Origin of the sequence: Pseudomonas sp. GL-RE-29, assembly GCF_019947275.1 — a bacterium.
GTDB lineage: Bacteria > Pseudomonadota > Gammaproteobacteria > Pseudomonadales > Pseudomonadaceae > Aquipseudomonas > Aquipseudomonas fluorescens_A.
On sequence record NZ_JAGYGD010000019.1, the window covers coordinates 46,841 to 71,760 of the forward strand.

The following is a 24,920-nucleotide window of genomic DNA, read 5'->3' on the forward strand; positions in this document are numbered from 1 at the left end:
TTGAAACCTGTACAATATTGTTTTTTGGTATAACTTTTAGCGTTCTTGTTCTGGCAGCTTGGCCTATTGTTAAACACAGAGCCTGCCCGATACCAAAAGATCCCTTGCTTATAAAAATAGACTAGTGATCAGGGTAAAACGCCACGCGAGGAAGAAGTCATGCACATATTGCTGACCGGCGGTACTGGTTTGATAGGACGTCAGCTCTGTCGACACTGGTTGGGCCAGGGGCATCGCCTGACGGTCCTGAGTCGGACGCCAGAAAAAGTCGCGAAAATCTGTGACCCACAGGTGCGAGGAATCGCCCGGCTGGAAGATGTAGGGCAGGAGGCGGTTGATGCAGTCGTCAATCTGGCCGGTGCACCGATCGCCGATCGACCCTGGACTTCCAAGCGCAAAGCACTGCTCTGGAGCAGCCGGATCACGCTGACTGAAAACCTCCTGGCGTGGCTGGAAAGCCGCGAGCAAAAACCTCAGGTGCTGATTTCAGGTTCCGCCGTTGGCTGGTACGGCGACGGTGGCGAACGGGAATTGACCGAGCAATCGCCGCCCGTCATCGATGATTTTGCCAGCCAGTTGTGCATCGCCTGGGAAGAAACCGCGCAGCGTGCCGAGGCCTCGGGCATTCGTGTCATTCTGATTCGCACCGGCTTGGTGTTGTCAGCCGAGGGCGGCTTTTTGTCGCGGCTGCTGTTGCCGTTCAAGTGGGGGCTGGGCGGGCCGATTGGCAATGGTCGGCAGTGGATGCCGTGGATCCATATCAACGACCAAATCGCCCTGATTGATTTTCTTCTGCATCGCAATGACGCCAGCGGTCCATATAATGCGTGCGCACCGAAGCCGGTACGCAACAGCGAGTTTGCCAAAACCCTGGGCAGCGTACTGCACCGCCCGGCGTTCATGCCGATGCCGGCCCTGGCCTTGAAAGTGGCTCTGGGTGAGTTGTCACTGTTGTTGCTGGGGGGCCAGAAGGCTGTTCCGGCGCGGCTGCTGGAAGCGGGTTTCACTTTCCAGTTCACTGATTTGCGCGCGGCCCTGGACGACCTGTCCAGCCGCCTCTGAAATAGGACGTTGCATGACAGATCACGCGTTGCTTCTGGTCAACCTGGGCTCACCTGCTTCCACCTCGGTGGCGGATGTGCGCAGCTACCTCAATCAGTTTCTGATGGACCCGTATGTGATTGACCTGCCGTGGCCGGTGCGGCGTCTGTTGGTGTCGCTGATCCTGATCAAGCGCCCCGAGCAGTCGGCCCATGCCTATGCCTCGATCTGGTGGGAGGAGGGCTCGCCCCTGGTGGTGCTCAGTCGTCGCTTGCAACAAGCCATGACTTCCCAGTGGCATCACGGCCCGGTTGAACTGGCGATGCGCTACGGCGAACCGTCGATTGAATCGGCGCTGTTGCGTCTGGTGACGCAGGGCGTGAAGAAGGTCACGTTGGCGCCGCTTTATCCACAGTTCGCGGACAGCACTACAACCACGGTGATCGAAGAAGCCAAACGCGTACTGCGGGAGAAGAAACTCAACTTGAAGTTGTCGATCCTCCAGCCGTTCTACGATCAACCGGAATACCTCGACGCTTTGGTGGCCACCAGCAAACCGCATCTGGCACAGGATTTCGATCATCTGCTGTTGAGCTTTCACGGGTTGCCTGAGCGGCACCTGACCAAGCTCGATCCGACCGGCCAGCATTGCTTCAAGAATGAGGATTGCTGCAAGAATGCTTCGCCTGCCTCCCTGGCGACCTGTTATCGCGCCCAATGCCTGCGTAGCGCGGCTGAATTTGCCAAGCGCATGGGCCTGCCGGACGGCAAGTGGTCGGTGTCTTTCCAGTCGCGTCTGGGTCGCGCCAAATGGATTGAACCCTACACCGAGGCGCGCCTCGACGAATTGGCTAAAAGTGGTGTGAAAAAGCTGCTGGTGATGTGCCCGGCATTCGTGGCCGATTGCATCGAGACACTGGAAGAGATTGGTGATCGCGGGAAGGAACAGTTCCGCGAAGCGGGAGGAGAGGAGTTGGTGCTGGTGCCGTGTCTCAACGATGACCCGCATTGGGCGCGGGCGTTGAACACGTTGTGTGAGCGAGCGCCGTTGGCCCTGTAGGGATACAACCCGTGGCGAGGGAGCTTGCTCCCGCTTGAGTGCGCAGCACTCACAAAATCTTCATTGACTGCGAGAATTTTGGGGCCGCTTCGCGACCCAGCGGGAGCAAGCTCCCTCGCCACAGGGGATCACCTTTTACAGCAGCGGCTCATCCGCCTTCTTGTGCTTCCAGCTGTCGTTGCCCGGCAGGATCAGGTTCAGCGCAATTGCCACCACCGCGCACAGCGCGATGCCTTTGAGGCCGAAGTCGTCCGGACCGGTGCCGGTGCCGACCAGTACGCCGCCAATCCCGAACACCAGGGTCACCGAGACGATCACCAGATTGCGTGCTTCGCCCAGATCGATCTTGTGGCGGATCAGCGTGTTCATCCCCACCGCCGCAATCGAACCGAACAACAGGCACAGAATCCCGCCCATCACCGGCACCGGAATGCTTTGCAGCAGCGCACCGAACTTGCCGATAAACGCCAGGCTGATGGCGAAGATCGCCGCCCAGGTCATGATTTTCGGGTTGTAGTTCTTGGTCAGCATCACCGCGCCAGTCACTTCGGCATAAGTGGTGTTGGGTGGACCGCCGAACAGGCCGGCTGCGGTGGTGGCAATGCCATCGCCGAGCAGCGTGCGGTGCAGGCCGGGTTTTTTCAGATAATCGCGACCGGTCACGCTCCCCACGGCAATCACACCGCCGATGTGCTCGATGGCCGGGGCCAAGGCTACTGGAACGATGAACAGAATCGCCTGCCAGTTGAATTCTGGCGCGGTGAAGTTCGGGATGGCGAACCACGGTGCAGCGGCGATCTTCGCCGTGTCGACCACGCCGAAATAGAACGCCATTCCAAACCCTACCAGCACGCCGGAAATGATCGGCACCAGGCGGAAAATGCCTTTGCCGAACACCGCGACGATCAGGGTGGTCAGCAGCGCTGGCATCGAGATCAGCATGGCGGTCTGGTAATGAATCAGCTCGCTACCGTCGCCAGCCTTGCCCATTGCCATGTTGGCGGCAATCGGCGCCATGGCCAGGCCGATGGAAATGATCACCGGACCGATCACCACCGGTGGCAGCAGGCGGTCGATGAAACCGGTGCCTTTAATCTTCACGGCCAGGCCGAGGAAGGTGTAGACGAAACCGGCCGCCATCACGCCGCCCATGGTCGCGGCCAGGCCGAACTGGCCCTTGGCGAGAATGATCGGGGTGATGAACGCAAAGCTCGATGCCAGGAACACTGGCACCTGACGCCCGGTGACGATCTGGAACAGGATCGTCCCCAAGCCAGCGGTAAACAGCGCCACGTTCGGGTCAAGGCCGGTAATCAGCGGCATCAACACCAGGGCGCCGAAGGCCACGAACAGCATCTGCGCGCCGGACAGCACCGTGCGCCAGAGCGGATCGTTGAACTCTTGCTGCATGCTCACGCGTCCTTCTGCTTGGTGCCGAAGATCTTGTCGCCAGCATCGCCCAGGCCCGGGATGATGTAACCGTGTTCGTTGAGTTTTTGATCAATGGAAGCGGTGTAGATGATCACGTCCGGGTGCGCTTTCTCGACCACGGCGATGCCTTCCGGCGCGGCGACCAGCACCATGGCGCGGATGTCCTTGCAGCCAGCCTTTTTCAGCAGGTCGATGGTAGCGACCATCGAACCACCGGTGGCAAGCATCGGGTCGATGATCATGGCCAGCCGTTCGTCGATTTCCGGGACCAGTTTTTCCAGGTAGGTGTGGGCTTCGAGGGTTTCCTCGTTGCGCGCCACGCCCACGGCGCTGACTTTGGCGCCCGGGATCAGGCTCAGTACACCTTCGAGCATGCCGATACCGGCGCGCAGGATCGGTACTACAGTGATTTTCTTGCCGGCGATTTTCTCGACCGACACAGTGCCGCACCAACCTTCGATATCGTAGGTTTCCAGCGGCAGGTCTTTGGTGGCTTCATAGGTCAGCAGGGCACCGACTTCCTGAGCGAGCTCACGGAAATTCTTGGTGCTGATGTCTGCGCGGCGCATCAGGCCAAGTTTATGACGGATCAGCGGATGGCGGATCTCGAGGATGGGCATGGGAAAGGCTCCGGCGGCGGGCAAAAAAACCGGCCTAGATTAATCTATCCGAGGGTGTTGTCCTATAGACATACAGTACGTTAGTCCACAAACGCTTGATCTGGCCGTGCGGGATGCGTACCTTTGCCGGCTTTTCCTGTCCGCCACCCCCTTGGAGAGCGCCATGTCCGCTGATCTCGAGCATATCCGTCAAATCATGCGAGAGGCTGACTGCCTGTACACCGAAGCTGAAGTCGAGGCGGCCATCGCCCGCGTCGGTGCACACATCAACGATCAACTGGCGGACAGCAACCCGGTGGTGTTCTGTGTGATGAACGGCGGGCTGATTTTCGCCGGCAAGCTGCTCACCCATCTGCAGTTCCCGCTGGAAGCGTCCTACCTGCATGCCACCCGCTATCGCAATGAAACCAGTGGCGGCGAGCTGTTCTGGAAAGCCAAGCCGGAAGTGTCGTTCATCGACCGTGACGTGCTGATCATCGACGACATCCTCGACGAAGGTCACACCTTGGGCGCGATCATCGACTTCTGCAAACACGCCGGCGCGCGCAAGGTGCACACCGCCGTGCTGATCGACAAGGACCACGACCGCAAGGCTCGCCCGGATCTGAAAGCCGATTTCGTCGGTCTGCCGTGCATCGACCGTTACATCTTCGGTTATGGCATGGACTACAAAGGCTACTGGCGTAACGCCAACGGGATTTTTGCCGTTAAAGGCATGTAAGACCCCTGTAATGCCTTTTGTAGGAGCCGGGTTGCTGGCGAAAAGACGACGCGGTTTATTTGATAAACCGCGACGACTATTCGCCAGCAGCCGGCTCCTACAAGTACCTGATGGCTGCTACAGTGCTCGGCCCCGCCCTCCGGAGCCCGTCATGAGCCTTTTGATCCGCAGCTGCGCCGCCCTGTTGTTGACCCTCAGCCTGCCACTGGCCGCTGCACCGGCGCCGATGCATGGGCAATTCCTGCCGCCGGATGACCTGACCCTGCGTGACGCCGAGCCCGAGCAGCAACAACTCTTGCAGGTCACCGAGTATTCGGTGGTGGTTGGCGCTCAACGTCAATCCAATCAACAGCCGATTCCGGTCACGTCACCTTTGATGATCCGCCTCAAGGGCAAATCCCTGAACAAGGGCGCGACGATCACTCAGGTGCTGGTCAACTTCGATGGCGAAAGCAAAAGCCTGAAAAAACCGGTCTACGACGACAAGAGCAAGACCTTGACGATGTTTTACCCGCTGGCTCAATACCGGGTGGTGATCGACTTGCTACGCAATGACACGGTGTATTGCCAGTTCCTCAGCTACGCCAACGGCCATGTCTGGGCTGATCTGCACACTGGCAGCGTTCGTCCGCGTTGAGTGCGACGCCCGCGCGGGGGTAAACTGCCCGCCCCGTGAAATGTCTGCGAGCTGGAGTCGGCAATGCGTAAAGATAAGAAACAAGTGATTGGTGACGAGATCGGTGATGAGCAGATCAAGTTGTTCCTCGATTTCGAACCGGTCGACGCCACTTCGCCTTCGTTGCACAAACTGATCAAGGCCTACCGTGGCCTGCGTATCGATGACTTCGAGCGTTTCCTGACGTTCTTTGTCGAGGCTGGTTTCGATGTGAACGGCAAGGATGAGCACGGCAATGACTTCGTTGCCCTGATCAAGGATCAGCGCAATGCGCCGGAATACATCGAGTTGATCGAGAAGGCTCGCGGCTGATCACGTTTTCCCTGTGGCGAGGGAGCTTGCTCCCGCTTGAGTGCGCAGCGCTCACAAGATGTTGGGGCCGCCGCGCAGCCCAGCGGGAGCAAGCTCCCTCGCCACAGAAGATTTTCAGCGATAATAAAAACGCCCCGCCCTCAATGAGGACGGGGCGTTTTTTTATGCGGCTAAATCAAGCGTAGCTTTCGGTTTCGCTGCTGGCTTCAACCAGTTCCAGCGCGACGTTGTTCTGCGCGTTGATCTTGCGATACAGCGTAGCGTCGGTTTCCAGGACTTTTTCACGGGCCGGGAAGATTTCCGCCAGTTTGGTAGCCCATTCGCCTTTAGCTTTGCCCGGGAAACATTTTTCGATCAGTTCCAGCATGATCGAAACGGTCACCGAGGCACCAGGCGAAGCGCCGAGCAGGGCGGCAAGGGAACCGTCCTTGGCCGCGACCAGCTCGGTACCGAACTGCAGAACGCCGCCTTTTTTCGGGTCTTTCTTGATGATCTGCACCCGTTGGCCGGCCACTTCCAGGCGCCAGTCTTCGGCTTTCGCTTCAGGGTAGAAACGACGCAGGGACTCCAGTCGCTGCTCCATCGATTGCATCACTTCGCTGACCAGGTACTTGGTCAGGTCCATGTTGTTTTTCGCCACCGCCAGCATCGGGCCGATGTTGCCGGCGCGAACCGACAGCGGCAGGTCCATGAAGGAGCCGTGCTTGAGGAACTTGGTGGTGAAACCGGCGTAAGGTCCGAACAGCAGGGACTTCTTGCCATCGACCACGCGGGTGTCCAGGTGTGGCACGGACATCGGCGGCGAACCCACGGCAGCCTGGCTGTAGACCTTGGCCTGGTGGTGCTTGACCACTTCCGGGTTGTCGCAACGCAGCCACTGGCCGCTGATCGGGAAGCCGCCGAAGCCTTTGCTCTCTTCGATGCCCGAAGCTTGCAGCAGCGGCAATGCCGCGCCGCCAGCGCCGAGGAAGACGAACTTGGCGTCGACTTCACGGGTATTGCCGCTGTTGACGTCCTTGATGCTGACAGTCCAGCCACCGTTGTTACGCTTCAGACCGGTCACGCGCTTGCAGTACTTGACCTGGGCATCGGGTGCGCTGGTCAGGTGCTTGAGCAACTGGTTGGTCAGTGCGCCAAAGTTGACGTCGGTGCCGTTGATCACGCGGGTCGCGGCGAGAGTTTCGCCAGGATCGCGGCCAGGCATCATCAGCGGCATCCACTCGGCCATAGTGGCCTTGTCTTCGGTGTATTCCATGTCCGCGAAGGCGTGGTGCTTGCTCAGCACCTTGAAGCGTTCCTTGAGGAAGGACACGCCGCTGTCGCCTTGCACGAAACTCAGGTGTGGCACCGGGCTGATAAACGTTTTGCACGAGCCGAACGTGCCTTTTTTGGTCAGGTACGACCAAAACTGCTTCGACACCTCGAACTGGGTGTTGATGTGCACGGCTTTCTTGATGTCGACGGCGCCATCGGCAGCCTGCGGCGTGTAGTTCAGCTCGCACAGGCCGGCATGGCCGGTACCGGCGTTGTTCCACGGGTTGGAACTCTCCGCGGCACCGGAATCCATCAGCTCGACGACTTCCAGCTTGATCGCGGGGTCGAGCTCTTTGAGCAGCACTGCAAGGGTGGCACTCATGATGCCGGCCCCAACCAGTACTACGTCGACTGCTTCGTTATGCGCCATTTAACGCGTCTCCAAAATCTGCAGCACCAAATTGACGGCATGGCTGCCAGGAGTGACGGGGCGTGTCAGTGTTGCCCCAAATACCCATGGCAGGATCGCCATGTCCGAATCTTCGCAATTTTTTGCAACTTCGACGGACGCTACCGGCCGGGTCTATTCAGAGTCATATGAACTCATTTCAACGGGCGGCTGGCAATTCGACTTATGGTCGATACATCCGTTTGTGCAACCAAATCCGTAGCGGACAGGCTTCAGGCTCCGGTGTTCGAGGAGTACTCGGTCCTGTGTCGTTGGGCTGTACTAGACGCTAATGGTGCATGTTCAGACGCAAAACTATTCATTTGCTCGCCACACTCTTGTGAAGTTGTGAAAACCCGTTTTTTTCACGCTCTTTTGAAGACGTGAACCTCAAAAAAGGGCTGTCCCAGCCTGGCACCGTGCCCGGATGGTTTGCCGCCAGGAAAACAAGGCAGGCAAAACGGGCAAACAGCTCAGTGACCGAGCGTAATGACAGCTCTGCAGATTCGCGAAAAGTGGAGGTTTTGCCAAAGGAACAGCAAGCGCGCCAGCTTCACTCGATCTGTGTGGGCGGCTCTCTGTGGGCGGTGCGGGGTGTCAATACCAGGGCATTGACGATGCTGCGAGGCCCGATCAGGAGACGTCCTTATAATCGGGGGGAGATTGTAGCGAAGAAACGCAGGGAATTGGTCGTGTTTAATGACTTTTATTAGGCGTTCGGTCAGGTGGTCAGCAGTTGTTGCACGCGCGTGCGAGGTTGACGCTGGCTGATGCGGGCGCTGGCAGGCAGCGGTTGATGCAGCCAGTTCAGGCGGATTTCTTCGATTTCTACCCAGCCATCGCCCATCGGCTGCAGGCTGCACTGTTTGAATACCTGGCAATGGCCGTTGTGGTCGAGCAGGGCGAAGCAGCGATGCAGTGGGCGTGGTGTGAACAAGGAAATGAGAAAACGCATGGGTAAGTACCGTGTGGGGTGACTGCTGTGAAGAGTGCCAGTGAGCCGTGACGCGCAAGTGTATGAGGGGTGACAGGTGTGTGACAGGAACCGCGGTCTGAAAGCCTTGTCAGATTTTTCTGAAATTGTTGCGCTGGTTCGCAGCAGTGGCGCACCGCTATACTGCCGGCCTGTTTGTGCCTGATTCTGGAGAGAAGAGCATGTTGCAACGCCTGTTGTTCGGTTTGATCACTGTGACCACCTTGACGCTGGTCGGCTGCGCCCACAGCCCGCAACAACTGAACCCGGAACCCAAGTTGACGGCTCAACTGGCGCCGGTCGGTCGCGGCCAGCCTGTGGTGGTGCGTGTGGTGGACGGGCGTCCGTCGCCAACCCTGGGCACCCGCGGCGGTCTGTACCCGGAAACCAGCGCAATTACCGTGCAGGGCGCGCAAATCCTGCCGAAGTTGCAGGCTCAGGCTGAAGCGGCCGTGCGTTTGCTGGGCTTCACCCCGACGTCCAATGCGGCGAACGCACCGCAAATCACCGTGACCCTGACCGAACTGAAGTATCAGTCACCTAAAGAAGGCATGTATGTGACCGAGGCAACCATCGGCGCGACGTTCCGCTCCGATGTACAGAACGCCAATCGTCGCTACAGCGGTCGTTACGGTGCATCCCTGGACCAGCGTTTCGGCATGGCGCCGAACCAGGAAACCAACACCAAACTGGTCAGCGACGTGTTGAGCGATGCCTTGACCCGTCTGTTCAAGGACCCGACCGTGGGTCAGGTGCTCGCCGAGTAAGCTTTTGCCAGATGTTAAAAAGCCCGGCACCAGCGATGGTCCCGGGCTTTTTAATGCCTGCACCGTAACTGTAGGAGCTGCCGCAGGCTGCGATCTTTTGATCTTGCGTTCTGACTGATCCAAGCACGCCGAAGATCAAGATCAAAAGATCGCAGCCTGCGGCAGCTCCTACAGGGGGAGTGGGGATTTCAGGCGGCTTGGGAGTAGAAATCCAGCACACTCACCCCGGTCAGCAAATCCGCTTCCGGCAAATCTGCGTGTTGATGACCACCCAGTGCGCAATACACCAGCCAATGCCGATCCTGAACGTTGAAGGCGAGGCTGCCGACGAGGGTTTGTTGTTCATCGTTGTGGGCAATGAGGTAGAGGCGATCCTGGTTTTCGGCGTGCAACATGACGAGGTCCGTGTCGGTTTCGAGGGGCGCCAGAGTGACGTATTCAGATGACGGAGCCGTGACGCAGGACAACCACTGGTCAAATCCCTCGTTATTTGTCGCAAAGGAGAGGGCAGGCGTAGAGGCTTTCGGTAGAATCCGCGCCGCAGTCGCCGGTTCGGTGGCTGCCACACCGGTTTTGTTCGAGGTTTGTGATGTCGCTGCATTTGATGACGCTGTTAACCGCCCATCCCGCCAAATTGATCAACCTGCTGGCCCTGCTCTTTGCATGCCCCGGCGGATGGCTGCTGCACGCCACCCGTCGCCGTGAGCAGCGCGCGATGGCCAGCCTGGAGGCGCAGAGCCAGAGCCGTCGCATCGACGAGCCCACGTTGATGCTCGATGGCGCGACCTTGCGCATGAACCGGTTTTTCTACGGTTTCGGTTTTGCTTGCCTGGGATTGGCTTTGCTCGTGTCGTGGATCAGCACGCGGGTCTGAAGCTGACAAAATCCTGTGGCGAGGGAGCTTGCTCCCGTTCGGTTGCGCAGCAGCCGCAATGGCAGGTTTTGGGGCCGCTTCGCAGCCCAGCGGGAGCAAGCTCCCTCGCCACGGGTTGTGTGGTGATCGGAAAAACCAAAACGGCGCCTGAAGGCGCCGTTTTCGTATCAGCCGTTAAAGCGGCAATCCCGCCTTCACCCGATACTGATTACGCACCGGCGTCGCATATTGCAGCACCAGGAACGGACGGTGTTCCTCGGGGCAAGCATCCAGGCGTTGCTGCCATTGCTCTTTGGCCTTGGCCAATTCATCGGCGGCAAACACCTGCGCGGCGTTCGGCACCTGCAATTGCGGATCAGCGTCTTTCCATTGCGCGTAAGCCAGGTAATGCACCGGGAACAAGCGGTAGCCGCCGAGGATCTGCTTGTCCATCTCGACCGCCAATTGCTTGGTGTCATCGAACAGCTCGGTTATCGGCGCGGAAAAGTGCACATGCACCCGGCCTTTATAGCCGGTGATGCCTTTGGCGATGCTCACGTCATCCTCTCCCGGCACCTTGGTGTAGCTGCCGGTAGTGGCGCGGATGTAGAGCTCGCGGGCCTTGGCCTGATCGCACGGGTCGTATTCGTAGCTGATCGACACCGGGGTCAGGTTCAGCGAGCGGATGACTTCGCCAAACGGCTCGTCCTTGCGACTCATGTGGAACATCTTGAGGATCGCCGACTCGGTGCGGTCGTCGCCGTCCTTGGCCCGACCTTCGGCCTGGGCGATCCAGATCGAAGCGCAATCGTTGCGGATCGAATGGTTGATGTACGCCGACAGCAGCTGATACGCCGCCATCTTCTCACGGCGGCCAGTGATCGAGCGGTGCACGATGAAGCTCTTGTTCAGGCGCATCAAATCGCTGACGAAGGGCTTTTGCAGCAAGTTGTCACCAATGGCAATGCGCGGGGTCGGCAGGCCAGCGTGATACACGGCGTAGTTGACGAAGGCCGGGTCCATCACGATGTCGCGGTGGTTGGCGATGAACAGATAGGCGCTGCCGGACTTGAATTGCTCGACGCCGGTGTACGTCACGCCGTCGGTGGCGCGCTCGATGGTGTGGTCGACGTAAACCTCGACTTTGTCCTGTAGCGTGGCGACCGAATGGACGCCGGCGAACTCACGACGCAGTCGATGGGCTATAAGAGGTTTGAGCGCCCAGCCTAAAGCGCCAGCGAAACGCGGGAAGCGGAAGTGGGTGAGGATATCTAGAAACGCCTTGTCGCTGAGCAGTCGTGCCAGCACCGCTGGGACTTCGCTGTCGTCGTAAGGTCGGATGGCATCGAATTCGCCCATCATGCTCTCTTGTTAGAAACGGCTAGGGTAAGTAAAGGTTTTGATCGAAAACCGGCGGGGTACGGTCTGAAAAAAGTAGCCAGACAAAAATAGCCCTGCAAATAGACCGGCGATTATACGCACAAGTCACCTGGGAGACCGCGATGCTGGAAACTGCGCAGTATGAATGTCCGTATTGTGGTGAGGAAGTCGAAACGACTGTCGACTTGTCTGGCGGCGATCAGACCTATATCGAGGACTGTCAGGTCTGTTGTCGGCCGATTACGTTCGTGCTGCAGGTTCACGAAGAGGACTGGTTCCTGGAAGTCTTCAGCGAAAACGAATGAGGGGCGTATATGCAGCGAATCTACGAGCCGGAAAACCTGATGGAGGGCGAGTTGCTGCAAGGCATGCTCGCCAGCGAAGGCATCGAAGCGCATCTGGTCGGCCGTGATCTGGTGGGCGGCACCGGCGAACTGCCGATCTACGGGTTATTGGGCCTGGCGGTGGATAACGATAAGGCGCAATACGCCCGTGAGCTGATCAGTGCGTACAATGCGGCACTGCCCGTGTCCGGCGATGAACCGGAAAGCTTTCCCGGCACGCTGGTCTGTTAGGCTGGCGTTCGTTTGATCAAGAGTCGTGCTACCCCATGTGTGGACGTTATGCCCTGTTTCGCTGGAACCCCGCCTTCGCGGCCCTGCCCGGTTTTCCCGCCGATCAGCAGGCGCAGTGGAACATTTCCCCCAATGATTCGGTGTTGATGCTGCGAGCCGGTGCGGAAGGTCAGCGCGAACTGGCGCGGGCGCGCTGGGGTTTGACACCGCCGTGGCTGACCGATTTGTCTCGCACCCCGGCCCATGCTCGGGCTGAAACCGTTGCCGAACAACCGATGTTTCGCCAGGCCCTGCGCGAACGCCGTTGCCTGCTGCCGGCCAATGGTTTCTATGAATGGCGTGGCACCACGCGAAAACGACCGTACTGGCTGACACCGGGGGAAGGCTCGTCGCTGTTTTTCGGGGCCATCTGGGAAGCGTATCCGGTGCAAGAGCAGGTGTGGCTGAGTACGGCCGTGATTACGCAACCAGCCGCCAGTCAGCGTCGACCGTTGATTCTCGATGCGGCGGCGCAGGAAATCTGGCTAAACCCCGACACGCCGCTGCATGCCTTGCAAGCCTTGCTCGCCAGTGAACCCGCTGCGTTGCGTGAGCGGGTGCTGGCGAACATGGTGAACGATCCGAAGCTCAACGGGCCGGAGTGTCTGACCCCCGGTTGAAAAGATCGCAGCCTGCGGCAGCTCCCACAATGGATCGGCGTACATCCAGCTGCGATCTTTTAATTTTTCCTGCATTGGTGAGAGCTTTGCCTGAAATAGGCGTCTTATCTCTTGTGTATCTGGCGTCGATACATTTCCACGCCTAGGATAGGCGGCAGTTTTCATGGAGTTTTTCGATGAGCAAGATTTTGGTTGTGGGTGCACTGGGCGCAGCGCTGCTGCTCGCCGGCTGTCAGTCGGTCAACACCACCAGCGGTGGCGCGGTAGGTGTTGAACGCAAGCAATACATGTTCAGCATGCTGTCCACTGATGAGGTCAATCAGATGTACGCCCAGTCTTATCAAAAGACCGTGGGCGAGGCGAGCGGCAAGGGCGTGCTGGACAAGACCAGCAGCGATGCCAAGCGCATTCAAGTGATTTCCGACCGGCTGATTGCACAGGCTCCGGTTTTCCGTCCGGATTCGGCTCAGTGGAAATGGGAAGTCAATCTGATCAAGAGCGATGAGCTCAACGCCAACTGCGGTCCTGGCGGCAAGATCATTTTCTATACCGGCCTGATGGACAGCCTGAAACTGACTGATGACGAAATCGCCGCCATCCTCGGCCACGAAATCGCCCACGCCTTGCGCGAGCATGGTCGCGAAGCGATGTCCAAGGCCTATGGCATCGAAATGGCCAAGCAGGGCGCCGGTGCCTTGTTCGGCCTCGGCTCGGACACCCTGGCGCTGGCCGATACCGTGGCCAACTACGGCATGACCTTGCCGAACAGCCGGGCCAATGAAAACGAGGCAGACCTGATCGGCCTCGAACTGGCCGCGCGTGCCGGCTACAACCCGAACGCCGCGATCACCTTGTGGAACAAGATGGCCAAGGCATCGGAAGGTTCGCCGCCGGAGTTCATGAGTACCCACCCGGCTTCGTCGAGTCGTATTGCTTCGTTGCAGGCGGCGATTCCGAAAGTGATGCCGCTTTACGAGCAGGCCAAGAAGTCCTGATTGGAATCAGTAAAAGCTGAACACTTTCAGCTTTTTGTGGCGAGGGAGCTTGCTCCCGCTGGGTTGCACAGCAACCCCAAAACAGCCTCCGCATTTCCTGAGTTAGGACGCGGATGCAATGTTACGGCTGCTGCGCAGCCGAGCGGGAGCAAGCTCCCTCGCCACAGTTCCTGAATACTTATTTAACCAATCAAACCCAGCCGCTTGCCTGCATCGCCTTGTACACCGCGACAATGGCCAGGATGAAGAACGCCGACGCTGCCAGTCGACGGATCAACGTCAATGGCAGTTTGTCCGCGGCAAAGTTACCCGCCAGAACCACCGGCACGTTGGCAATCAACATGCCCAGGGTGGTGCCGATGATCACCAGCCACAGTTCCGGATATTGCGCCGCCAGCATCACAGTCGCGATCTGGGTCTTGTCACCGATTTCCGCGAGGAAAAACGCAATCAGCGTGGTCAGGAACGGTCCGAACTTGCGTGCCGTGCTGGCTTCGTCATCGTCCATCTTGTCCGGCACCAGAGTCCAAAGCGCAGTTGCTGCGAAGCTCGCGGCAAGAATCCAGTGCAGCATCGTGTCCGAGAAGAAACTACCGACCCAGGCGCCTACCGCACCGGCTGCCGCGTGGTTGGCCAGGGTCGCGGCGACGATGCCGGCGATGATCGGCCAGGGTTTGCGAAAGCGGGCAGCGAGAATGAGCGCGAGCAGTTGCGTCTTGTCGCCGATTTCGGCCAAGGCAACGATTGCGGTAGGTACGAGTAGTGAATCCAGCATCAGGGGTTTTCCTAAGGGGCGGGTCGACACGGCTATGACACGTACAGCCTTCCCGCCCCGGGTAAGGTGTTCGTGTCATAGGTCTTGTCAAACCCTGCGATCCGTCTGATGCGGACGCTGGGGTCGCATACGCCATGGTCTGAGGACCAAGTATGTTGACGTATGCCGGACGAGCATGGCGCTCGTGGGAGACTACTCCCCTAGGACGGAGCGGATTCTGCCTAGGCAAAATCCATTCGGCAAGTACAAATTTCTATCCGCGTTTAGCCCGGTAGATTCTGAACCCCTGCCCTTCAGCCTTGATCGCACAGACGCCCAGATGCTCTTCGATCAGCGGTTGATACTTCAGGAAGCTGTTCGCTACCAGACGAAGTTCGCCACCGTTTTTCAGATGTTTGGCCGCTTTTCGCAGCAAGTTTTCGGTAGCGAAGTAGTCGGTATGGACGCCGACGTGGAACGGTGGATTACTCAGAATCGCGCTCAAACCCATCGGTGCGGCATCGATCCCGTCACCGGTAATTACCTCGGCTTCCAGACCGTTGGCAGCCAACGTCAGCCGGCTGCTGGCGGCAGCAAACGCATCCACGTCCAGCAACGTGACCTGGTTGTGCGGATAACGGCGTTTCACCGCCGCACCCAAAACACCCGCGCCACAACCGAAATCCAGCAAGTGACCGCTTGGCAACTTGTCCAGATGTTCCAGCAACAGCGCACTGCCGCGATCCAGTCGACCGTGGCTGAAGACGCCCGGCAGGCTGATGACTTTGAGCGGGCCTTCAGCCAGTGGCAGTTCATACTCCTGGGCCAGACTTTCCAGCGGCTTGGCGGCTGGTGCATTGGCCACGGTGACCAGCCATAGCTGGCAATGCCGCGCGCTGTCGAGTTTGCGTGGCTTGCCGAATGGGTTGAGTTGCTTGGCCGCGCCTTCGATGCCGCTTTTTTTCTCGCCAACCAGATACACCTCGCGACCTTCCAGGCGCGAGGCCACGGCGTTGAGGATGTAATCGGTCAGGTCCTTGGACTTGGGCAGAAACACCACCGCGCCGTCGAACTCGCGCTCCGGGACGTTCACGCCGAATTGGCTGCGCTCGGCGAAACGTGCGTCGAGCGCTGCTTGATCGCCGGCATGCCAGCACCAGCCATGGGCGGCGGGGAGGCGGCCGAGCAAGTCGTCGGCGGGCAAACCGGCCAGCAACACCGAACCCTGGAATAACTCAGCCTGACGAAGCAGTACTTCACTGCGCGGATCCATAACTGCTCCTGTGAAAAAAAGTGCCGCAGTTTATCAACTGACGACCCGCAGCGCCTTACCGCTGAAGTAACCCTGGGCATTTTCGGTGACCTGGCCAACGATTCGCTGCCGCGCTTCGCGACTGCCCCAGGCGTTGTGCGGGGTGACGATCAACCGTGGGATGTCGTTGGCCAGCAGTGGATTGCCGTTGGTTGGCGGTTCGACGCTCAGGACGTCAGTGGCGGCGCCGCCCAGATGACCGTTGCGCAAGGCATCGGCCAGCGCTTGCTCATCGATCAGGCCACCGCGCGCAGTATTGACTACGAATGCTCCGGGTTTCATCGAAGCCAGTTCACGCGCACCGATGAAATGCCGGGTGTGTTCGTTGAGCGGACAGTGCAGGGTCAGTGCGTCGATTTGCGGCAGCAATTCATTCAGCGGCAAGCGATCCGGCCGGGCAGGGCGCCCCGGAATCTGCCCCAGCAGCACCCGCATGCCGAAAGCTTCGGCCAGTCGTGCGACGGCGCCACCCAATTCGCCGTGACCGAGCAACCCCAGCGTTTTGCCTTCGAGCTCAACAATCGGGTAATCCAGCAGGCAGAACTGCTTGGCCAGTTGCCAGCGACCTTCACCGACGGCTTTTTGATAATCGGCCAGGCGCGTGGCCAGGTTAAGCAGCAACATGATCGTATGCTGCGCCACCGACGGCGTGCCGTAGCCCTGGCAATTGCAGACCGTGATGCCGTGGGCACGGGCGGCAGCGAGGTCGACGTTGTTGGTGCCGGTAGCGGTGATGAGTATCAGCTTCAGCTCGGGGCTGGCGGCCATGGCGGCGGCATCGATGAGGATTTTGTTGCTGATGGCGACGGTGGCACCCTTGAGGTGTTCGATCACCTGGTCCGGCAGGGTCTGGGCGTACAGCTGCAGTTCGCTGAAACAATCGCGCAACGGGGTGAGGTCGAGGTCGCCCAGGTCCAGGGAGGGGTGGTCGAGGAAAACGGCGCGGCGAGAGTTCGTCATCAACTGTACCTTTTGTGCAATGAACTGAAGGCGTAATCTGCCGAGCCTACCAGATGAAATAAAAAGTTACGCTTGGCCTGAAGGAGCCCTCATGTACTGGACAGAATTCTTGACCGTTGCCCTGATTCATCTTTTGGCCGTAGCCAGCCCCGGCCCGGACTTTGCCGTGGTGGTGCGCGAGAGCGTGACCCACGGTCGTCGCGCCGGCACCTGGACGGCGCTCGGTGTCGGCACGGCGATTTTCCTGCATGTCGGCTATTCGTTGCTGGGCATTGGTTTGATCGTGTCGCAATCGATTGTGCTGTTCAACGCCCTGAAATGGGCGGCTGCCGCGTATCTGCTGTACATCGGTTTCAAGGCATTGCGTGCGCAACCCGCCAAACCGGTGACCGATGACCTGCACAAAGAAGCGGGTGAACGCACGGCGCGTGGTGCCTTTACCTCAGGCTTCGTGACTAACGGGCTGAACCCGAAAGCCACCCTGTTTTTCCTGTCGCTGTTCACCGTAGTGATCAACCCGCACACGCCGTTGGCGGTGCAGGCGGGCTACGGGGTCTACCTGGCAGTAGCGACGGCTGTCTGGTTTTGCCTGGTGGCGATGCTGTTCAGCCAACAGCGCGTGCGCGCCGGTTTTGCCCGCATGGGCCACTGGTTCGATCGCACGATGGGCGCGGTGCTGATCGCTATCGGTGTGAAACTCGCGTTGACCGAGATGCATTGAGTCCTGCTTGAGATGGCCGCGACATGCCCCGTCGCGGCCAGAACTCGGGATTATCCGACCGCTACAGTCGACGACTGGCGTTGGCGGGCGTATTCCAGAAAACCCTGCATGTCGCTGCTGCTCAAAATGCGCGACGCAGCCTTGACCTCTTCCATGGGCCAGTCCCACCACGCGGACGCCAGCAACTCACGGCGCACGTCTTCCTCGAACCGCCAGCGGATGTGACGGCAGGGGTTGCCGCCAACGATCGCGTAGGGCTCGACATCGCGGGTCACGACCGCGCCTGCCGCCACCACCGCCCCATGGCCAATGGTCACGCCAGACAGAATCATGACGTCGGCGCAGATCCAGCAATCACTGCCGATCACGACATCGCCCTTGGTCGGATTGCTGCCGGGAATGTCTCGGGCTTCATCAATCATCAATGGGAAAGGATAGGTGCTGACCCAATCGGTGCGATGGCCACCGCCCAACAGAATCTTTACGCCTTCGGCAATCGAGGTGTAGGAGCCGACTTTCAGAATCGTGTCATCGCCAAACTCTACGACTTCCGGGATACCGTAAGTGCCTACGCCGATTTCATACCGGGGGTAACGCAAACGGATTTTCTCCGGAGCCCTGTGCAGTTTCTCCAGACGTTTCAGGTGTTTTCTGGTTTTTCGTTCTTTGAGTTTTTCGAGAAATTTCATTGGCAAGGCCTGGGAAACAGGAAAGTTAATACCGGGTAGCTGGCGTCCTAGCGATGAAACAACAATCGCTTCAGGCGTTTGAAACTGGTTCGGTTCATGTGACGCCAGGGGATGGAACGCAGTAGTTTCCAGGCCTCTTTCTTGTCTTCGACCACCGCATATTTGAGCGCCTTGTTCAACAATTGGGTGCGGGCGCTCTGATAGGCAGGATGGCTGAGGTACGGCTCGATGGCCTCAAGGTCCGCCTGCAGCAATACCTTGTACTTTCTCGACAGATTGTTGGGGTGTCGGCGATAACGGGTCACGCACACCGGCAGTTCATGGACTTCATAACCCAGGCGGGCAATCCGCAAAGTCATCTGGAAATCCTGGACCCGCAGGTGCGGCGCATAGAAACCGGCACTGCGCATTGCACTCATGCGATAGAGCGCCACAGGAGCACCAATCACCACGGCCTGGCTGAGAATCTGATCGAAGTTGTACGTACGAATTTGATCGCGCTGTTGCTGCTTGATGGTTTTACCATCGCTATCCATGTAAATGATCAGCGCCCCGACGCAACCGACGTTCGGGCGTGGGTTCAGATAATCGACTCGAATGCGCAGGGATTGCGGGAGCATGATGTCGTCCAGATCGGGCGTCGAGACGTAGTCACCCTTGGCGTACCGCAAGCCGTGATTAAGCGCTGCACTCACGCCCTGATTCGGTTGCGTGTACAGCTGGAAGTCATAGGTTTTCTGAAGTTGCTTGAGCAAGGCAACACTGTTGTCGGTAGACCCGTCGTCCACAACGATCACTTCAAAGTTCGGATATTCCTGGCCAAAAATGCTTTGAATGGCCTCTTCCAGATACTTTTCCGCGTTGTAACAAGGCGCCACGATGGAAACCAGAGGCACTTGCGTCTTGGGGTTATCTGTAGGGGACGTCACTTGAGTGTTCATTGTTGTTCGCAGTACCGATCGCAATTGACGAGACATGCCTTGAACAGTATCCGACGCTGAGGGGAAGCGGCAGACTGGTCAGGGGCAGCCTGCCGTCAGGCTCATTATTTCGGAAAGGATACACAGGCTCGCACGAAAGAGGTTGCAGCATCCATCACAACATTGTGTATGAAAGGTAAGTGATGGTGGCGCAAAGCTAGTATTTGCGCGGCTCTACAAATCATTCCTTTGGCTGATTTGGCGGGCGATCAAGGGCACTACAGTGCTTGCTTTCAGCCACGACCGTGCAGTCAGAAAAGGGATTCTTATGTTGCAGACTCGCGTTATCCCCCCAGCCGAAGGCGCTTACCAGTATCCGCTGCTGATCAAACGGCTGCTGATGTCCGGCGCGCGTTATGAGAAAACCCGCGAGATCGTTTACCGCGACCAGTTGCGCTACAGCTATCCGACCCTGATCGAACGGGTCGCGCGGTTGGCCAATGTGCTGACCGCGGCCGGGGTCAAGCCCGGGGATACTGTGGCGGTGATGGATTGGGACAGCCATCGCTATCTGGAATGCATGTTCGCCATTCCGATGATCGGTGCGGTGATCCACACCATCAACGTGCGGCTGTCGCCAGAACAGATTCTCTACACCATGAATCACGCCGTGGACCGCTTCGTGCTGGTCAACAGCGAATTCGTGGGGCTCTACAACGCGATTGCCGGGCACCTGACCACGGTTGAAAAAACCCTCCTACTGACCGACCTGCCGGAAAAATCCGCTGATCTGCCGAACCTCATCGGTGAATACGAGCAACTACTGGCGGCCGCGAGCCCGCAGTACGATTTTCAGGATTTCGACGAAAACTCGGTCGCAACGACCTTCTACACCACAGGCACCACCGGTAACCCAAAGGGCGTGTACTTCACCCATCGGCAACTGGTGCTGCACACCATGGGTGTGTCGACCATCATGGGTTCGATCGACAGCGTGCGCCTGCTGGGTACCAGCGACGTGTACATGCCGATCACACCGATGTTCCACGTGCACGCCTGGGGCCTGCCTTATGTGGCGACCATGCTCGGGCTCAAGCAGGTCTATCCCGGTCGCTACGACCCGGAATACCTGGTGGAGCTGTGGCGCAAGGAAAAGGTTACGTTCTCCCACTGCGTGCCGACCATCCTGCAAATGGTCCTCAACGCCAAGGCCGCACAAAGCACCGACTTCGGTGGCTGGAAAATCGTTATCGGCGGAAGCGCGCTCAATCGTGCGCTGTATGAGGCGGCCAAGGCCAAAGGCATTCAACTGACCGCCGCCTACGGCATGTCGGAAACCGGGCCGCTGGTTTCGTGCGCGCACCTCAACGATGAACTCATGGCCGGCACCGAAGACGAACGCACTACGTACCGGATCAAGGCGGGCGTGCCGGGGCCATTGGTCGAGGCGGCGATCGTCGACACTGACGGCAACTTCCTGCCCGCCGATGGTGAGACCCAGGGTGAACTGGTGCTGCGAGCGCCGTGGCTCACCGAAGGTTATTTCAACGAGCCGCAGAAGGGCGCCGAGCTCTGGGCCGGAGGCTGGCTGCACACCGGCGACGTGGCGACCCTGGACAGCATGGGCGTGATCGACATCCGCGACCGGATCAAGGACGTGATCAAGACCGGTGGCGAATGGATCTCCTCCCTCGACCTCGAAGACCTGATCAGTCGTCACGTGGCGGTACGCGAAGTAGCAGTGGTCGGGATCGCCGATCCGCAGTGGGGCGAACGGCCATTTGCCTTGCTAGTGCTTCGCGAAGGCCATGAGATTGGGGCCAAAGAACTCAAGGAACACCTCAAGCCATTCGTGGAGCTGGGGCACCTGAGCAAGTGGGCCATCCCGAGTCAGATCGCCCTTGTTACTGAAATTCCCAAGACCAGCGTCGGCAAGCTCGACAAGAAGCGGATTCGCGTCGACATCACCGAATGGCAGGCTAACAACAGCACCTTCCTTTCGACGCTTTAACTGCCTTCTGGCGTGCCCAAAAAGGCACGCCAGCCCCACCAAGCAAGCGCTTGGCTTGTCAAATCTGAATTTTCAGCCATCCTTGTCGCGCCGACGGTTGTCGGCCTGGCGAAAGGACTGTTCCAGAGTGGCTGGCAGCTGCAAATCACACTTTAGAGGGATCAAGCACTACTACCTGCTGGCTATAGTCCGCTCAAGGATTTTTAAGAACGGAGCAAACGCACAAACCGGGGCGATGCAATTTTGGAATGATTTTGGGAAGCCTTGGCTCCCTGTCATCCACAACGTTTTTAGAAGTGCTCACTGCCATAAAAATAATGCACATGGAGAAGCGTCGATGACTTCAGTAAACCAGTTCTGGCGCCGGGCGAAACTGCCTTTGGCCGTCAGTCTTGCCTCTACGCTCGCCGGGCCAGCATTCGGCGTCAGTTTCAACGTTGGTGAAATCGAAGGTCAGTTCGACTCATCCCTGTCGATCGGTGCCAGTTGGTCTACTGAAAGTGCCAACAAGAACCTCATCGGCGTCAACAACGGCGGCCGCGGCCTGTCCCAGACCTCCGATGACGGTCACCTGAACTTCAAGAGCGGCGATACCTTCTCGAAGATCTTCAAGGGCATCCATGACCTCGAGTTGAAGTACGGCGACACCGGCATTTTCGTCCGAGGCAAATACTGGTACGACTTTGAACTGAAGGACGAAAGCCGTCCGTTCAAGGACATCAGCGACGACAATCGCAAGGAAGGCGCCAAATCCTCCGGTGGTCAGATCCTCGACGCCTTCGTCTACCACAACTACGCCATTGCCGATCAGCCGGGCTCCGTGCGTCTGGGCAAGCAGGTAGTGAGCTGGGGTGAAAGTACCTTCATCGGCGGCGGCATCAACTCGATCAACCCGATCGACGTGTCCGCGTTCCGTCGTCCTGGCGCCGAGATCAAGGAAGGCCTGATCCCGGTCAACATGTTCTACGTGTCCCAGAGCCTGACCGAGAACCTTTCGACCGAAGCGTTCTACCAGATTGAATGGGACCAGACCGTCGCCGACAACTGCGGCACCTTCTTCTCGCAACCGGACGTCATCGCCGATGGCTGCGACAACAACCTCGCGGTACTGCGCACCCGTAACGGGCTCAACGGTGCACTCGGGGCGGCGGGTCTGCCGGCCGGACTGCGCAACGCGACCCTCAACACCCTCGCCGCCCGCGGCGTGACCTGGGGTAACCCGGATGAAGGCGTGATCGTTCGTCGCGGCCCGGACCGCGATGCCCGTGACAGCGGTCAGTTTGGTGTGTCGTTCAAGTACATGTTCGATCCGCTGGACACCGAGTTCGGTGCCTACTTCATGAACTACCACAGCCGTGCGCCGATTTTCAGCGGTCACGGCGCACCGGCGAGCGCCTACAGTGGCGCTGGCCTGGTGGGCGGATTGGTCGGTGCCGGCGTTCCGGTCGGTGTCGCGGCGGGCCTTGCTCCAACCTTGCTGCCATTGGTAGTGGCGGGTAACTCCAGCTACTACGTCGAATACCCTGAAGACATTCGCCTGTATGGCCTGAGCTTCTCCACCACGTTGCCTACAGGTACTGCGTGGAGCGGTGAACTCAGCTACCGGCCGAATGCTCCGGTTCAGCTCAACACCACCGATATCCTTTACTCTGGCCTGACGCCACTGAACCCAAGCGTTTCCGTGCTCCAGGGTGCGCCTGGGCAAGACCAGCAAGGCTATCGCCGCAAGGAAGTCACCCAGCTCCAGACCACTTTGACTCACTTCTTCGACCAAGTGATGGGCGCCGAGCGTCTGACCCTGGTGGGCGAGGTTGGCTGGACCCACGTCGGCGGCCTGGAAAACAGTTCTAAGGCGCGTTATGGCCGTGACCCGAGCTACGGCCCTGGCCCATTGCCGAACAACCAGTGTGTGGCGTTGAACACCTCCACCCTGGCGGGCGGCGCGCAAAACAACGTAAGCCGTTACTGCGAAAACGACGGTTTCACCACCGCAAACTCCTGGGGCTACCGCGGTCGCGCCATCTGGGAATACAACGACGTATTCGCCGGTGTGAACCTCAAGCCGAACGTGGCTTGGTCCCATGACGTGGAAGGTTACTCGCCTGGTCCTGGCGGCAACTTCGAGGAAGGTCGCAAAGCGGTCAGCCTGGGTGTCGACGCCGAGTACCAGAACACTTACACCGCAAGCCTGGCGTACACCAACTTCTTCGACGGCAAGTACACCACCGTGGATGACCGCGACTTCGTTGCGCTCAGCTTCGGCGTGAACTTCTAAGCACTGTATTTTCAGGACGATCACACACATGAAAATAACAAAGAGTCTGTTCCACGCCGGTGTCCTGGGGTTGTCGCTGCTGGCGACCAGCGTCATGGCAGCGGTTCCTGCGGCCGAAGCGGACAAACTGGGCAAGAGCCTGACACCGATGGGCGCCGAAATGGCGGGTAACGCCGACGGTTCGATCCCGGCCTGGAAGCCATTGCCGAAGAACGCCGGTACCGTTGACAGCAAGGGTTTCCTGTCCAATCCATACGCCAGCGAAAAACCGCTGTTCACCATCACGGCGCAGAACGTCGATCAGTACAAGAACAAACTCGCCCCGGGCCAGTACGCGATGTTCAAGCGTTACCCGGAAACCTTCAAGATGCCGGTTTACCCGTCCCATCGCGGCGCTACCGTGCCGGATGACGTGTTTGCCGCTATCAAAAAGAACGCCACCAACACCAACCTGGTGTCCGGCGGTAACGGCCTGGAAAACTTCGAAACCGCCGTGCCGTTCCCGATTCCGAAAAGCGGCGTTGAAGTTATCTGGAACCACATCACCCGCTATCGCGGTGGCAGCGTGACCCGCCTGGTAACCCAGGCCACGCCGCAGCCGAACGGCTCGTTCAGCCTGGTTTACTTCCAGGACCAGTTCGTGTTCCGCGACAAGATGAAGGATTACGATCCGGCGAACCCGGGCAACATCCTGTTCTACTTCAAGCAGAAAGTGACCGCGCCGGCGCGTCTGGCCGGTGGTGTGCTGTTGGTGCACGAAACCCTCGACCAGGTGAAAGAGCCGCGTTCGGCGTGGGTCTACAACGCCGGTCAGCGTCGTGTGCGTCGTGCACCACAAGTGTCCTATGACGGGCCGGGTACCGCCGCCGATGGCCTGCGTACCTCCGACAACCTGGACATGTACAACGGTGCACCGGATCGCTACGACTGGAAACTCGAAGGCAAGAAGGAGATGTACATCGCCTCCGACGCCTACAAGCTCGACGATCCGAACCTCAAGTACACCGACATCATCAAGGCCGGTCACATCAACCAGGACCTGGCTCGTTACGAGCTGCGTCGCGTCTGGCATGTGGTTGCAACCCTGAAGGAAGGTCAGCGCCATATCTACGCCAAGCGTGATTTCTACATCGATGAAGACACCTGGCAAGCAGCGGTAATCGACCATTACGACGGTCGCAACCAGCTGTGGCGCGTTGCCGAGGCGCATGCCGAGAACTACTACGACAAGCAAGTGCCGTGGTACGCCCTCGAAGCCTTGTACGACTTGCAGTCAGGTCGTTACCTGGCGCTGGGGATGAAGAACGAAGAGAAGTCGGCGTATGACTTCGGCTTCACTGCCACCACCAGCGACTTCACCCCGGCAGCATTGCGTCAGGAGGGCGTTCGCTAACGCTTACTGAGCTGAGGCCGCATCCTCTAAAACGCCCCGACTGGTTCGGGGCGTTTTTTTTGCGTTTTACACGCTGTAGGAGCCGGTTTGCTGGCGATGGTCGTTAACGATAACGCGTGT

At 58.9% G+C, this 24,920-nt stretch carries 26 protein-coding genes and 1 riboswitch; of the genes, 15 read left to right on the forward strand and 11 right to left on the reverse strand.

Annotated features, from left to right (window positions below):
• The first annotated feature begins 159 nt into the window (after positions 1-159).
• Complete coding sequence (locus tag KGB21_RS16880) at positions 160-1,062, forward strand: TIGR01777 family oxidoreductase (RefSeq protein ID WP_034149575.1); 903 nt, start codon at positions 160-162, stop codon at positions 1,060-1,062.
• A gap of 13 nt (positions 1,063-1,075) precedes the next feature.
• Positions 1,076-2,101 (forward strand): ferrochelatase, encoded by a 1,026-nt coding sequence (hemH, locus tag KGB21_RS16885; RefSeq protein WP_223505897.1) that lies wholly within the window; start codon positions 1,076-1,078, stop codon positions 2,099-2,101.
• 135 nt (positions 2,102-2,236) lie between these two features.
• On the opposite strand, the gene KGB21_RS16890 is transcribed toward hemH, so the two are convergent.
• On the reverse strand, positions 2,237-3,511 hold the full coding sequence (locus KGB21_RS16890; protein WP_034149573.1) for a uracil-xanthine permease family protein: 1,275 nt from the start codon (positions 3,509-3,511) through the stop codon (positions 2,237-2,239).
• Positions 3,512-3,513: 2 nt separating this feature from the next.
• The gene (upp, locus tag KGB21_RS16895; RefSeq protein ID WP_008060213.1) at positions 3,514-4,152 is read right to left on the reverse strand and encodes a uracil phosphoribosyltransferase; all 639 of its coding nucleotides are present in this window, start codon (positions 4,150-4,152) and stop codon (positions 3,514-3,516) included.
• 163 nt (positions 4,153-4,315) lie between these two features.
• Between upp and KGB21_RS16900 the strand changes: the two genes are divergently transcribed.
• From KGB21_RS16900 to KGB21_RS16910, 3 genes are all read left to right on the forward strand, one after another.
• Positions 4,316-4,873: a hypoxanthine-guanine phosphoribosyltransferase gene (locus KGB21_RS16900; protein ID WP_046818972.1), complete on the forward strand. Its 558-nt coding sequence runs from the start codon at positions 4,316-4,318 to the stop codon at positions 4,871-4,873.
• 151 nt (positions 4,874-5,024) lie between these two features.
• Positions 5,025-5,510: a hypothetical protein gene (locus KGB21_RS16905; protein ID WP_034149571.1), complete on the forward strand. Its 486-nt coding sequence runs from the start codon at positions 5,025-5,027 to the stop codon at positions 5,508-5,510.
• Positions 5,511-5,573: 63 nt separating this feature from the next.
• Complete coding sequence (locus tag KGB21_RS16910; RefSeq protein ID WP_034149570.1) at positions 5,574-5,861, forward strand: PA4642 family protein; 288 nt, start codon at positions 5,574-5,576, stop codon at positions 5,859-5,861.
• A 175-nt stretch (positions 5,862-6,036) separates the two neighbouring features.
• Here the strand turns inward: KGB21_RS16910 and mqo are convergent, their stop codons facing one another.
• Together mqo and KGB21_RS16920 are read right to left on the reverse strand one after the other, a co-directional pair.
• Positions 6,037-7,545, reverse strand: a complete 1,509-nt coding sequence (mqo, locus tag KGB21_RS16915) for a malate dehydrogenase (quinone) (RefSeq protein ID WP_034149569.1) — start codon at positions 7,543-7,545, stop codon at positions 6,037-6,039.
• A gap of 739 nt (positions 7,546-8,284) precedes the next feature.
• Positions 8,285-8,518 (reverse strand): hypothetical protein, encoded by a 234-nt coding sequence (locus KGB21_RS16920; RefSeq protein WP_223505899.1) that lies wholly within the window; start codon positions 8,516-8,518, stop codon positions 8,285-8,287.
• Positions 8,519-8,718: 200 nt separating this feature from the next.
• Here KGB21_RS16920 and KGB21_RS16925 point away from each other — a divergent pair, with 200 nt between their 5' ends.
• Positions 8,719-9,303, forward strand: coding sequence for a YajG family lipoprotein (locus tag KGB21_RS16925; RefSeq protein WP_034149567.1), 585 nt, complete (start codon positions 8,719-8,721; stop codon positions 9,301-9,303).
• A 188-nt stretch (positions 9,304-9,491) separates the two neighbouring features.
• Here the strand turns inward: KGB21_RS16925 and KGB21_RS16930 are convergent, their stop codons facing one another.
• Positions 9,492-9,698: a hypothetical protein gene (locus KGB21_RS16930; protein ID WP_034149566.1), complete on the reverse strand. Its 207-nt coding sequence runs from the start codon at positions 9,696-9,698 to the stop codon at positions 9,492-9,494.
• A gap of 194 nt (positions 9,699-9,892) precedes the next feature.
• Between KGB21_RS16930 and KGB21_RS16935 the strand changes: the two genes are divergently transcribed.
• A complete protein-coding gene (locus KGB21_RS16935) occupies positions 9,893-10,177 on the forward strand; it encodes a hypothetical protein (RefSeq protein ID WP_034149565.1) in 285 nt (94 codons plus the stop codon).
• Positions 10,178-10,351: 174 nt separating this feature from the next.
• On the opposite strand, the gene KGB21_RS16940 is transcribed toward KGB21_RS16935, so the two are convergent.
• Positions 10,352-11,515, reverse strand: a complete 1,164-nt coding sequence (locus KGB21_RS16940) for a 1-acyl-sn-glycerol-3-phosphate acyltransferase (RefSeq protein ID WP_223505901.1) — start codon at positions 11,513-11,515, stop codon at positions 10,352-10,354.
• A 143-nt stretch (positions 11,516-11,658) separates the two neighbouring features.
• Between KGB21_RS16940 and KGB21_RS16945 the strand changes: the two genes are divergently transcribed.
• The 4 genes from KGB21_RS16945 to KGB21_RS16960 all read left to right on the forward strand — a co-directional run bounded on the left by KGB21_RS16945 (position 11,659) and on the right by KGB21_RS16960 (position 13,765).
• The gene (locus KGB21_RS16945) at positions 11,659-11,841 is read left to right on the forward strand and encodes a CPXCG motif-containing cysteine-rich protein (protein ID WP_034149563.1); all 183 of its coding nucleotides are present in this window, start codon (positions 11,659-11,661) and stop codon (positions 11,839-11,841) included.
• Between the two features lie 9 nt (positions 11,842-11,850).
• Positions 11,851-12,111: a putative signal transducing protein gene (locus tag KGB21_RS16950; protein ID WP_034149562.1), complete on the forward strand. Its 261-nt coding sequence runs from the start codon at positions 11,851-11,853 to the stop codon at positions 12,109-12,111.
• 35 nt (positions 12,112-12,146) lie between these two features.
• A complete protein-coding gene (locus KGB21_RS16955; RefSeq protein ID WP_223505903.1) occupies positions 12,147-12,770 on the forward strand; it encodes an SOS response-associated peptidase in 624 nt (207 codons plus the stop codon).
• 176 nt (positions 12,771-12,946) lie between these two features.
• On the forward strand, positions 12,947-13,765 hold the full coding sequence (locus KGB21_RS16960) for a M48 family metallopeptidase (protein WP_034149560.1): 819 nt from the start codon (positions 12,947-12,949) through the stop codon (positions 13,763-13,765).
• Between the two features lie 190 nt (positions 13,766-13,955).
• On the opposite strand, the gene KGB21_RS16965 is transcribed toward KGB21_RS16960, so the two are convergent.
• From KGB21_RS16965 to KGB21_RS16975, 3 genes are all read right to left on the reverse strand, one after another.
• Complete coding sequence (locus KGB21_RS16965) at positions 13,956-14,540, reverse strand: TMEM165/GDT1 family protein (protein ID WP_034149559.1); 585 nt, start codon at positions 14,538-14,540, stop codon at positions 13,956-13,958.
• A 76-nt stretch (positions 14,541-14,616) separates the two neighbouring features.
• A riboswitch (yybP-ykoY riboswitch) is annotated at positions 14,617-14,753 on the reverse strand.
• Between the two features lie 40 nt (positions 14,754-14,793).
• A complete protein-coding gene (locus KGB21_RS16970; protein WP_223505904.1) occupies positions 14,794-15,792 on the reverse strand; it encodes a class I SAM-dependent methyltransferase in 999 nt (332 codons plus the stop codon).
• 33 nt (positions 15,793-15,825) lie between these two features.
• Positions 15,826-16,791 (reverse strand): 2-hydroxyacid dehydrogenase, encoded by a 966-nt coding sequence (locus tag KGB21_RS16975; RefSeq protein ID WP_223505906.1) that lies wholly within the window; start codon positions 16,789-16,791, stop codon positions 15,826-15,828.
• Between the two features lie 91 nt (positions 16,792-16,882).
• On the opposite strand from KGB21_RS16975, the gene KGB21_RS16980 reads away from it, so the two are divergent.
• Entirely contained in the window at positions 16,883-17,512 is a 630-nt protein-coding gene (locus KGB21_RS16980) for a LysE family translocator (RefSeq protein WP_034149556.1), read from the forward strand.
• A 50-nt stretch (positions 17,513-17,562) separates the two neighbouring features.
• Here KGB21_RS16980 and KGB21_RS16985 read toward each other — a convergent pair whose 3' ends face one another.
• On the reverse strand, positions 17,563-18,201 hold the full coding sequence (locus tag KGB21_RS16985; protein WP_034149555.1) for a CatB-related O-acetyltransferase: 639 nt from the start codon (positions 18,199-18,201) through the stop codon (positions 17,563-17,565).
• Between the two features lie 47 nt (positions 18,202-18,248).
• Entirely contained in the window at positions 18,249-19,142 is an 894-nt protein-coding gene (locus KGB21_RS16990) for a glycosyltransferase family 2 protein (protein ID WP_034149554.1), read from the reverse strand.
• Positions 19,143-19,449: 307 nt separating this feature from the next.
• Between KGB21_RS16990 and KGB21_RS16995 the strand changes: the two genes are divergently transcribed.
• The 3 genes from KGB21_RS16995 to KGB21_RS17005 all read left to right on the forward strand — a co-directional run bounded on the left by KGB21_RS16995 (position 19,450) and on the right by KGB21_RS17005 (position 24,800).
• Positions 19,450-21,132, forward strand: coding sequence for a fatty acid--CoA ligase (locus tag KGB21_RS16995; protein WP_034149553.1), 1,683 nt, complete (start codon positions 19,450-19,452; stop codon positions 21,130-21,132).
• 337 nt (positions 21,133-21,469) lie between these two features.
• Positions 21,470-23,407: a DUF1302 domain-containing protein gene (locus tag KGB21_RS17000; protein ID WP_034149552.1), complete on the forward strand. Its 1,938-nt coding sequence runs from the start codon at positions 21,470-21,472 to the stop codon at positions 23,405-23,407.
• A gap of 28 nt (positions 23,408-23,435) precedes the next feature.
• Positions 23,436-24,800, forward strand: a complete 1,365-nt coding sequence (locus tag KGB21_RS17005; RefSeq protein ID WP_034149551.1) for a DUF1329 domain-containing protein — start codon at positions 23,436-23,438, stop codon at positions 24,798-24,800.
• The last annotated feature ends 120 nt before the right edge of the window (positions 24,801-24,920 follow it).

Coding starts and splice junctions, on each gene's coding strand:
- KGB21_RS16975 (WP_223505906.1), bottom strand. CDS start 16,791: ATGACGAACTCTCGCCGCGCCGTTTTCCTCGACCACCCCTCCCTGGAC.
- KGB21_RS16890 (WP_034149573.1), bottom strand. CDS start 3,511: ATGCAGCAAGAGTTCAACGATCCGCTCTGGCGCACGGTGCTGTCCGGC.
- mqo (WP_034149569.1), bottom strand. CDS start 7,545: ATGGCGCATAACGAAGCAGTCGACGTAGTACTGGTTGGGGCCGGCATC.
- hemH (WP_223505897.1), top strand. CDS start 1,076: ATGACAGATCACGCGTTGCTTCTGGTCAACCTGGGCTCACCTGCTTCC.
- KGB21_RS16985 (WP_034149555.1), bottom strand. CDS start 18,201: ATGAAATTTCTCGAAAAACTCAAAGAACGAAAAACCAGAAAACACCTG.
- KGB21_RS17000 (WP_034149552.1), top strand. CDS start 21,470: ATGACTTCAGTAAACCAGTTCTGGCGCCGGGCGAAACTGCCTTTGGCC.
- KGB21_RS16880 (WP_034149575.1), top strand. CDS start 160: ATGCACATATTGCTGACCGGCGGTACTGGTTTGATAGGACGTCAGCTC.
- KGB21_RS17005 (WP_034149551.1), top strand. CDS start 23,436: ATGAAAATAACAAAGAGTCTGTTCCACGCCGGTGTCCTGGGGTTGTCG.
- KGB21_RS16955 (WP_223505903.1), top strand. CDS start 12,147: ATGTGTGGACGTTATGCCCTGTTTCGCTGGAACCCCGCCTTCGCGGCC.
- KGB21_RS16900 (WP_046818972.1), top strand. CDS start 4,316: ATGTCCGCTGATCTCGAGCATATCCGTCAAATCATGCGAGAGGCTGAC.
- KGB21_RS16905 (WP_034149571.1), top strand. CDS start 5,025: ATGAGCCTTTTGATCCGCAGCTGCGCCGCCCTGTTGTTGACCCTCAGC.
- KGB21_RS16940 (WP_223505901.1), bottom strand. CDS start 11,515: ATGGGCGAATTCGATGCCATCCGACCTTACGACGACAGCGAAGTCCCA.
- KGB21_RS16925 (WP_034149567.1), top strand. CDS start 8,719: ATGTTGCAACGCCTGTTGTTCGGTTTGATCACTGTGACCACCTTGACG.
- KGB21_RS16930 (WP_034149566.1), bottom strand. CDS start 9,698: ATGTTGCACGCCGAAAACCAGGATCGCCTCTACCTCATTGCCCACAAC.
- upp (WP_008060213.1), bottom strand. CDS start 4,152: ATGCCCATCCTCGAGATCCGCCATCCGCTGATCCGTCATAAACTTGGC.
- KGB21_RS16970 (WP_223505904.1), bottom strand. CDS start 15,792: ATGGATCCGCGCAGTGAAGTACTGCTTCGTCAGGCTGAGTTATTCCAG.
- KGB21_RS16965 (WP_034149559.1), bottom strand. CDS start 14,540: ATGCTGGATTCACTACTCGTACCTACCGCAATCGTTGCCTTGGCCGAA.
- KGB21_RS16935 (WP_034149565.1), top strand. CDS start 9,893: ATGTCGCTGCATTTGATGACGCTGTTAACCGCCCATCCCGCCAAATTG.
- KGB21_RS16910 (WP_034149570.1), top strand. CDS start 5,574: ATGCGTAAAGATAAGAAACAAGTGATTGGTGACGAGATCGGTGATGAG.
- KGB21_RS16960 (WP_034149560.1), top strand. CDS start 12,947: ATGAGCAAGATTTTGGTTGTGGGTGCACTGGGCGCAGCGCTGCTGCTC.
- KGB21_RS16990 (WP_034149554.1), bottom strand. CDS start 19,142: ATGAACACTCAAGTGACGTCCCCTACAGATAACCCCAAGACGCAAGTG.
- KGB21_RS16950 (WP_034149562.1), top strand. CDS start 11,851: ATGCAGCGAATCTACGAGCCGGAAAACCTGATGGAGGGCGAGTTGCTG.
- KGB21_RS16995 (WP_034149553.1), top strand. CDS start 19,450: ATGTTGCAGACTCGCGTTATCCCCCCAGCCGAAGGCGCTTACCAGTAT.
- KGB21_RS16945 (WP_034149563.1), top strand. CDS start 11,659: ATGCTGGAAACTGCGCAGTATGAATGTCCGTATTGTGGTGAGGAAGTC.
- KGB21_RS16920 (WP_223505899.1), bottom strand. CDS start 8,518: ATGCGTTTTCTCATTTCCTTGTTCACACCACGCCCACTGCATCGCTGC.
- KGB21_RS16980 (WP_034149556.1), top strand. CDS start 16,883: ATGTACTGGACAGAATTCTTGACCGTTGCCCTGATTCATCTTTTGGCC.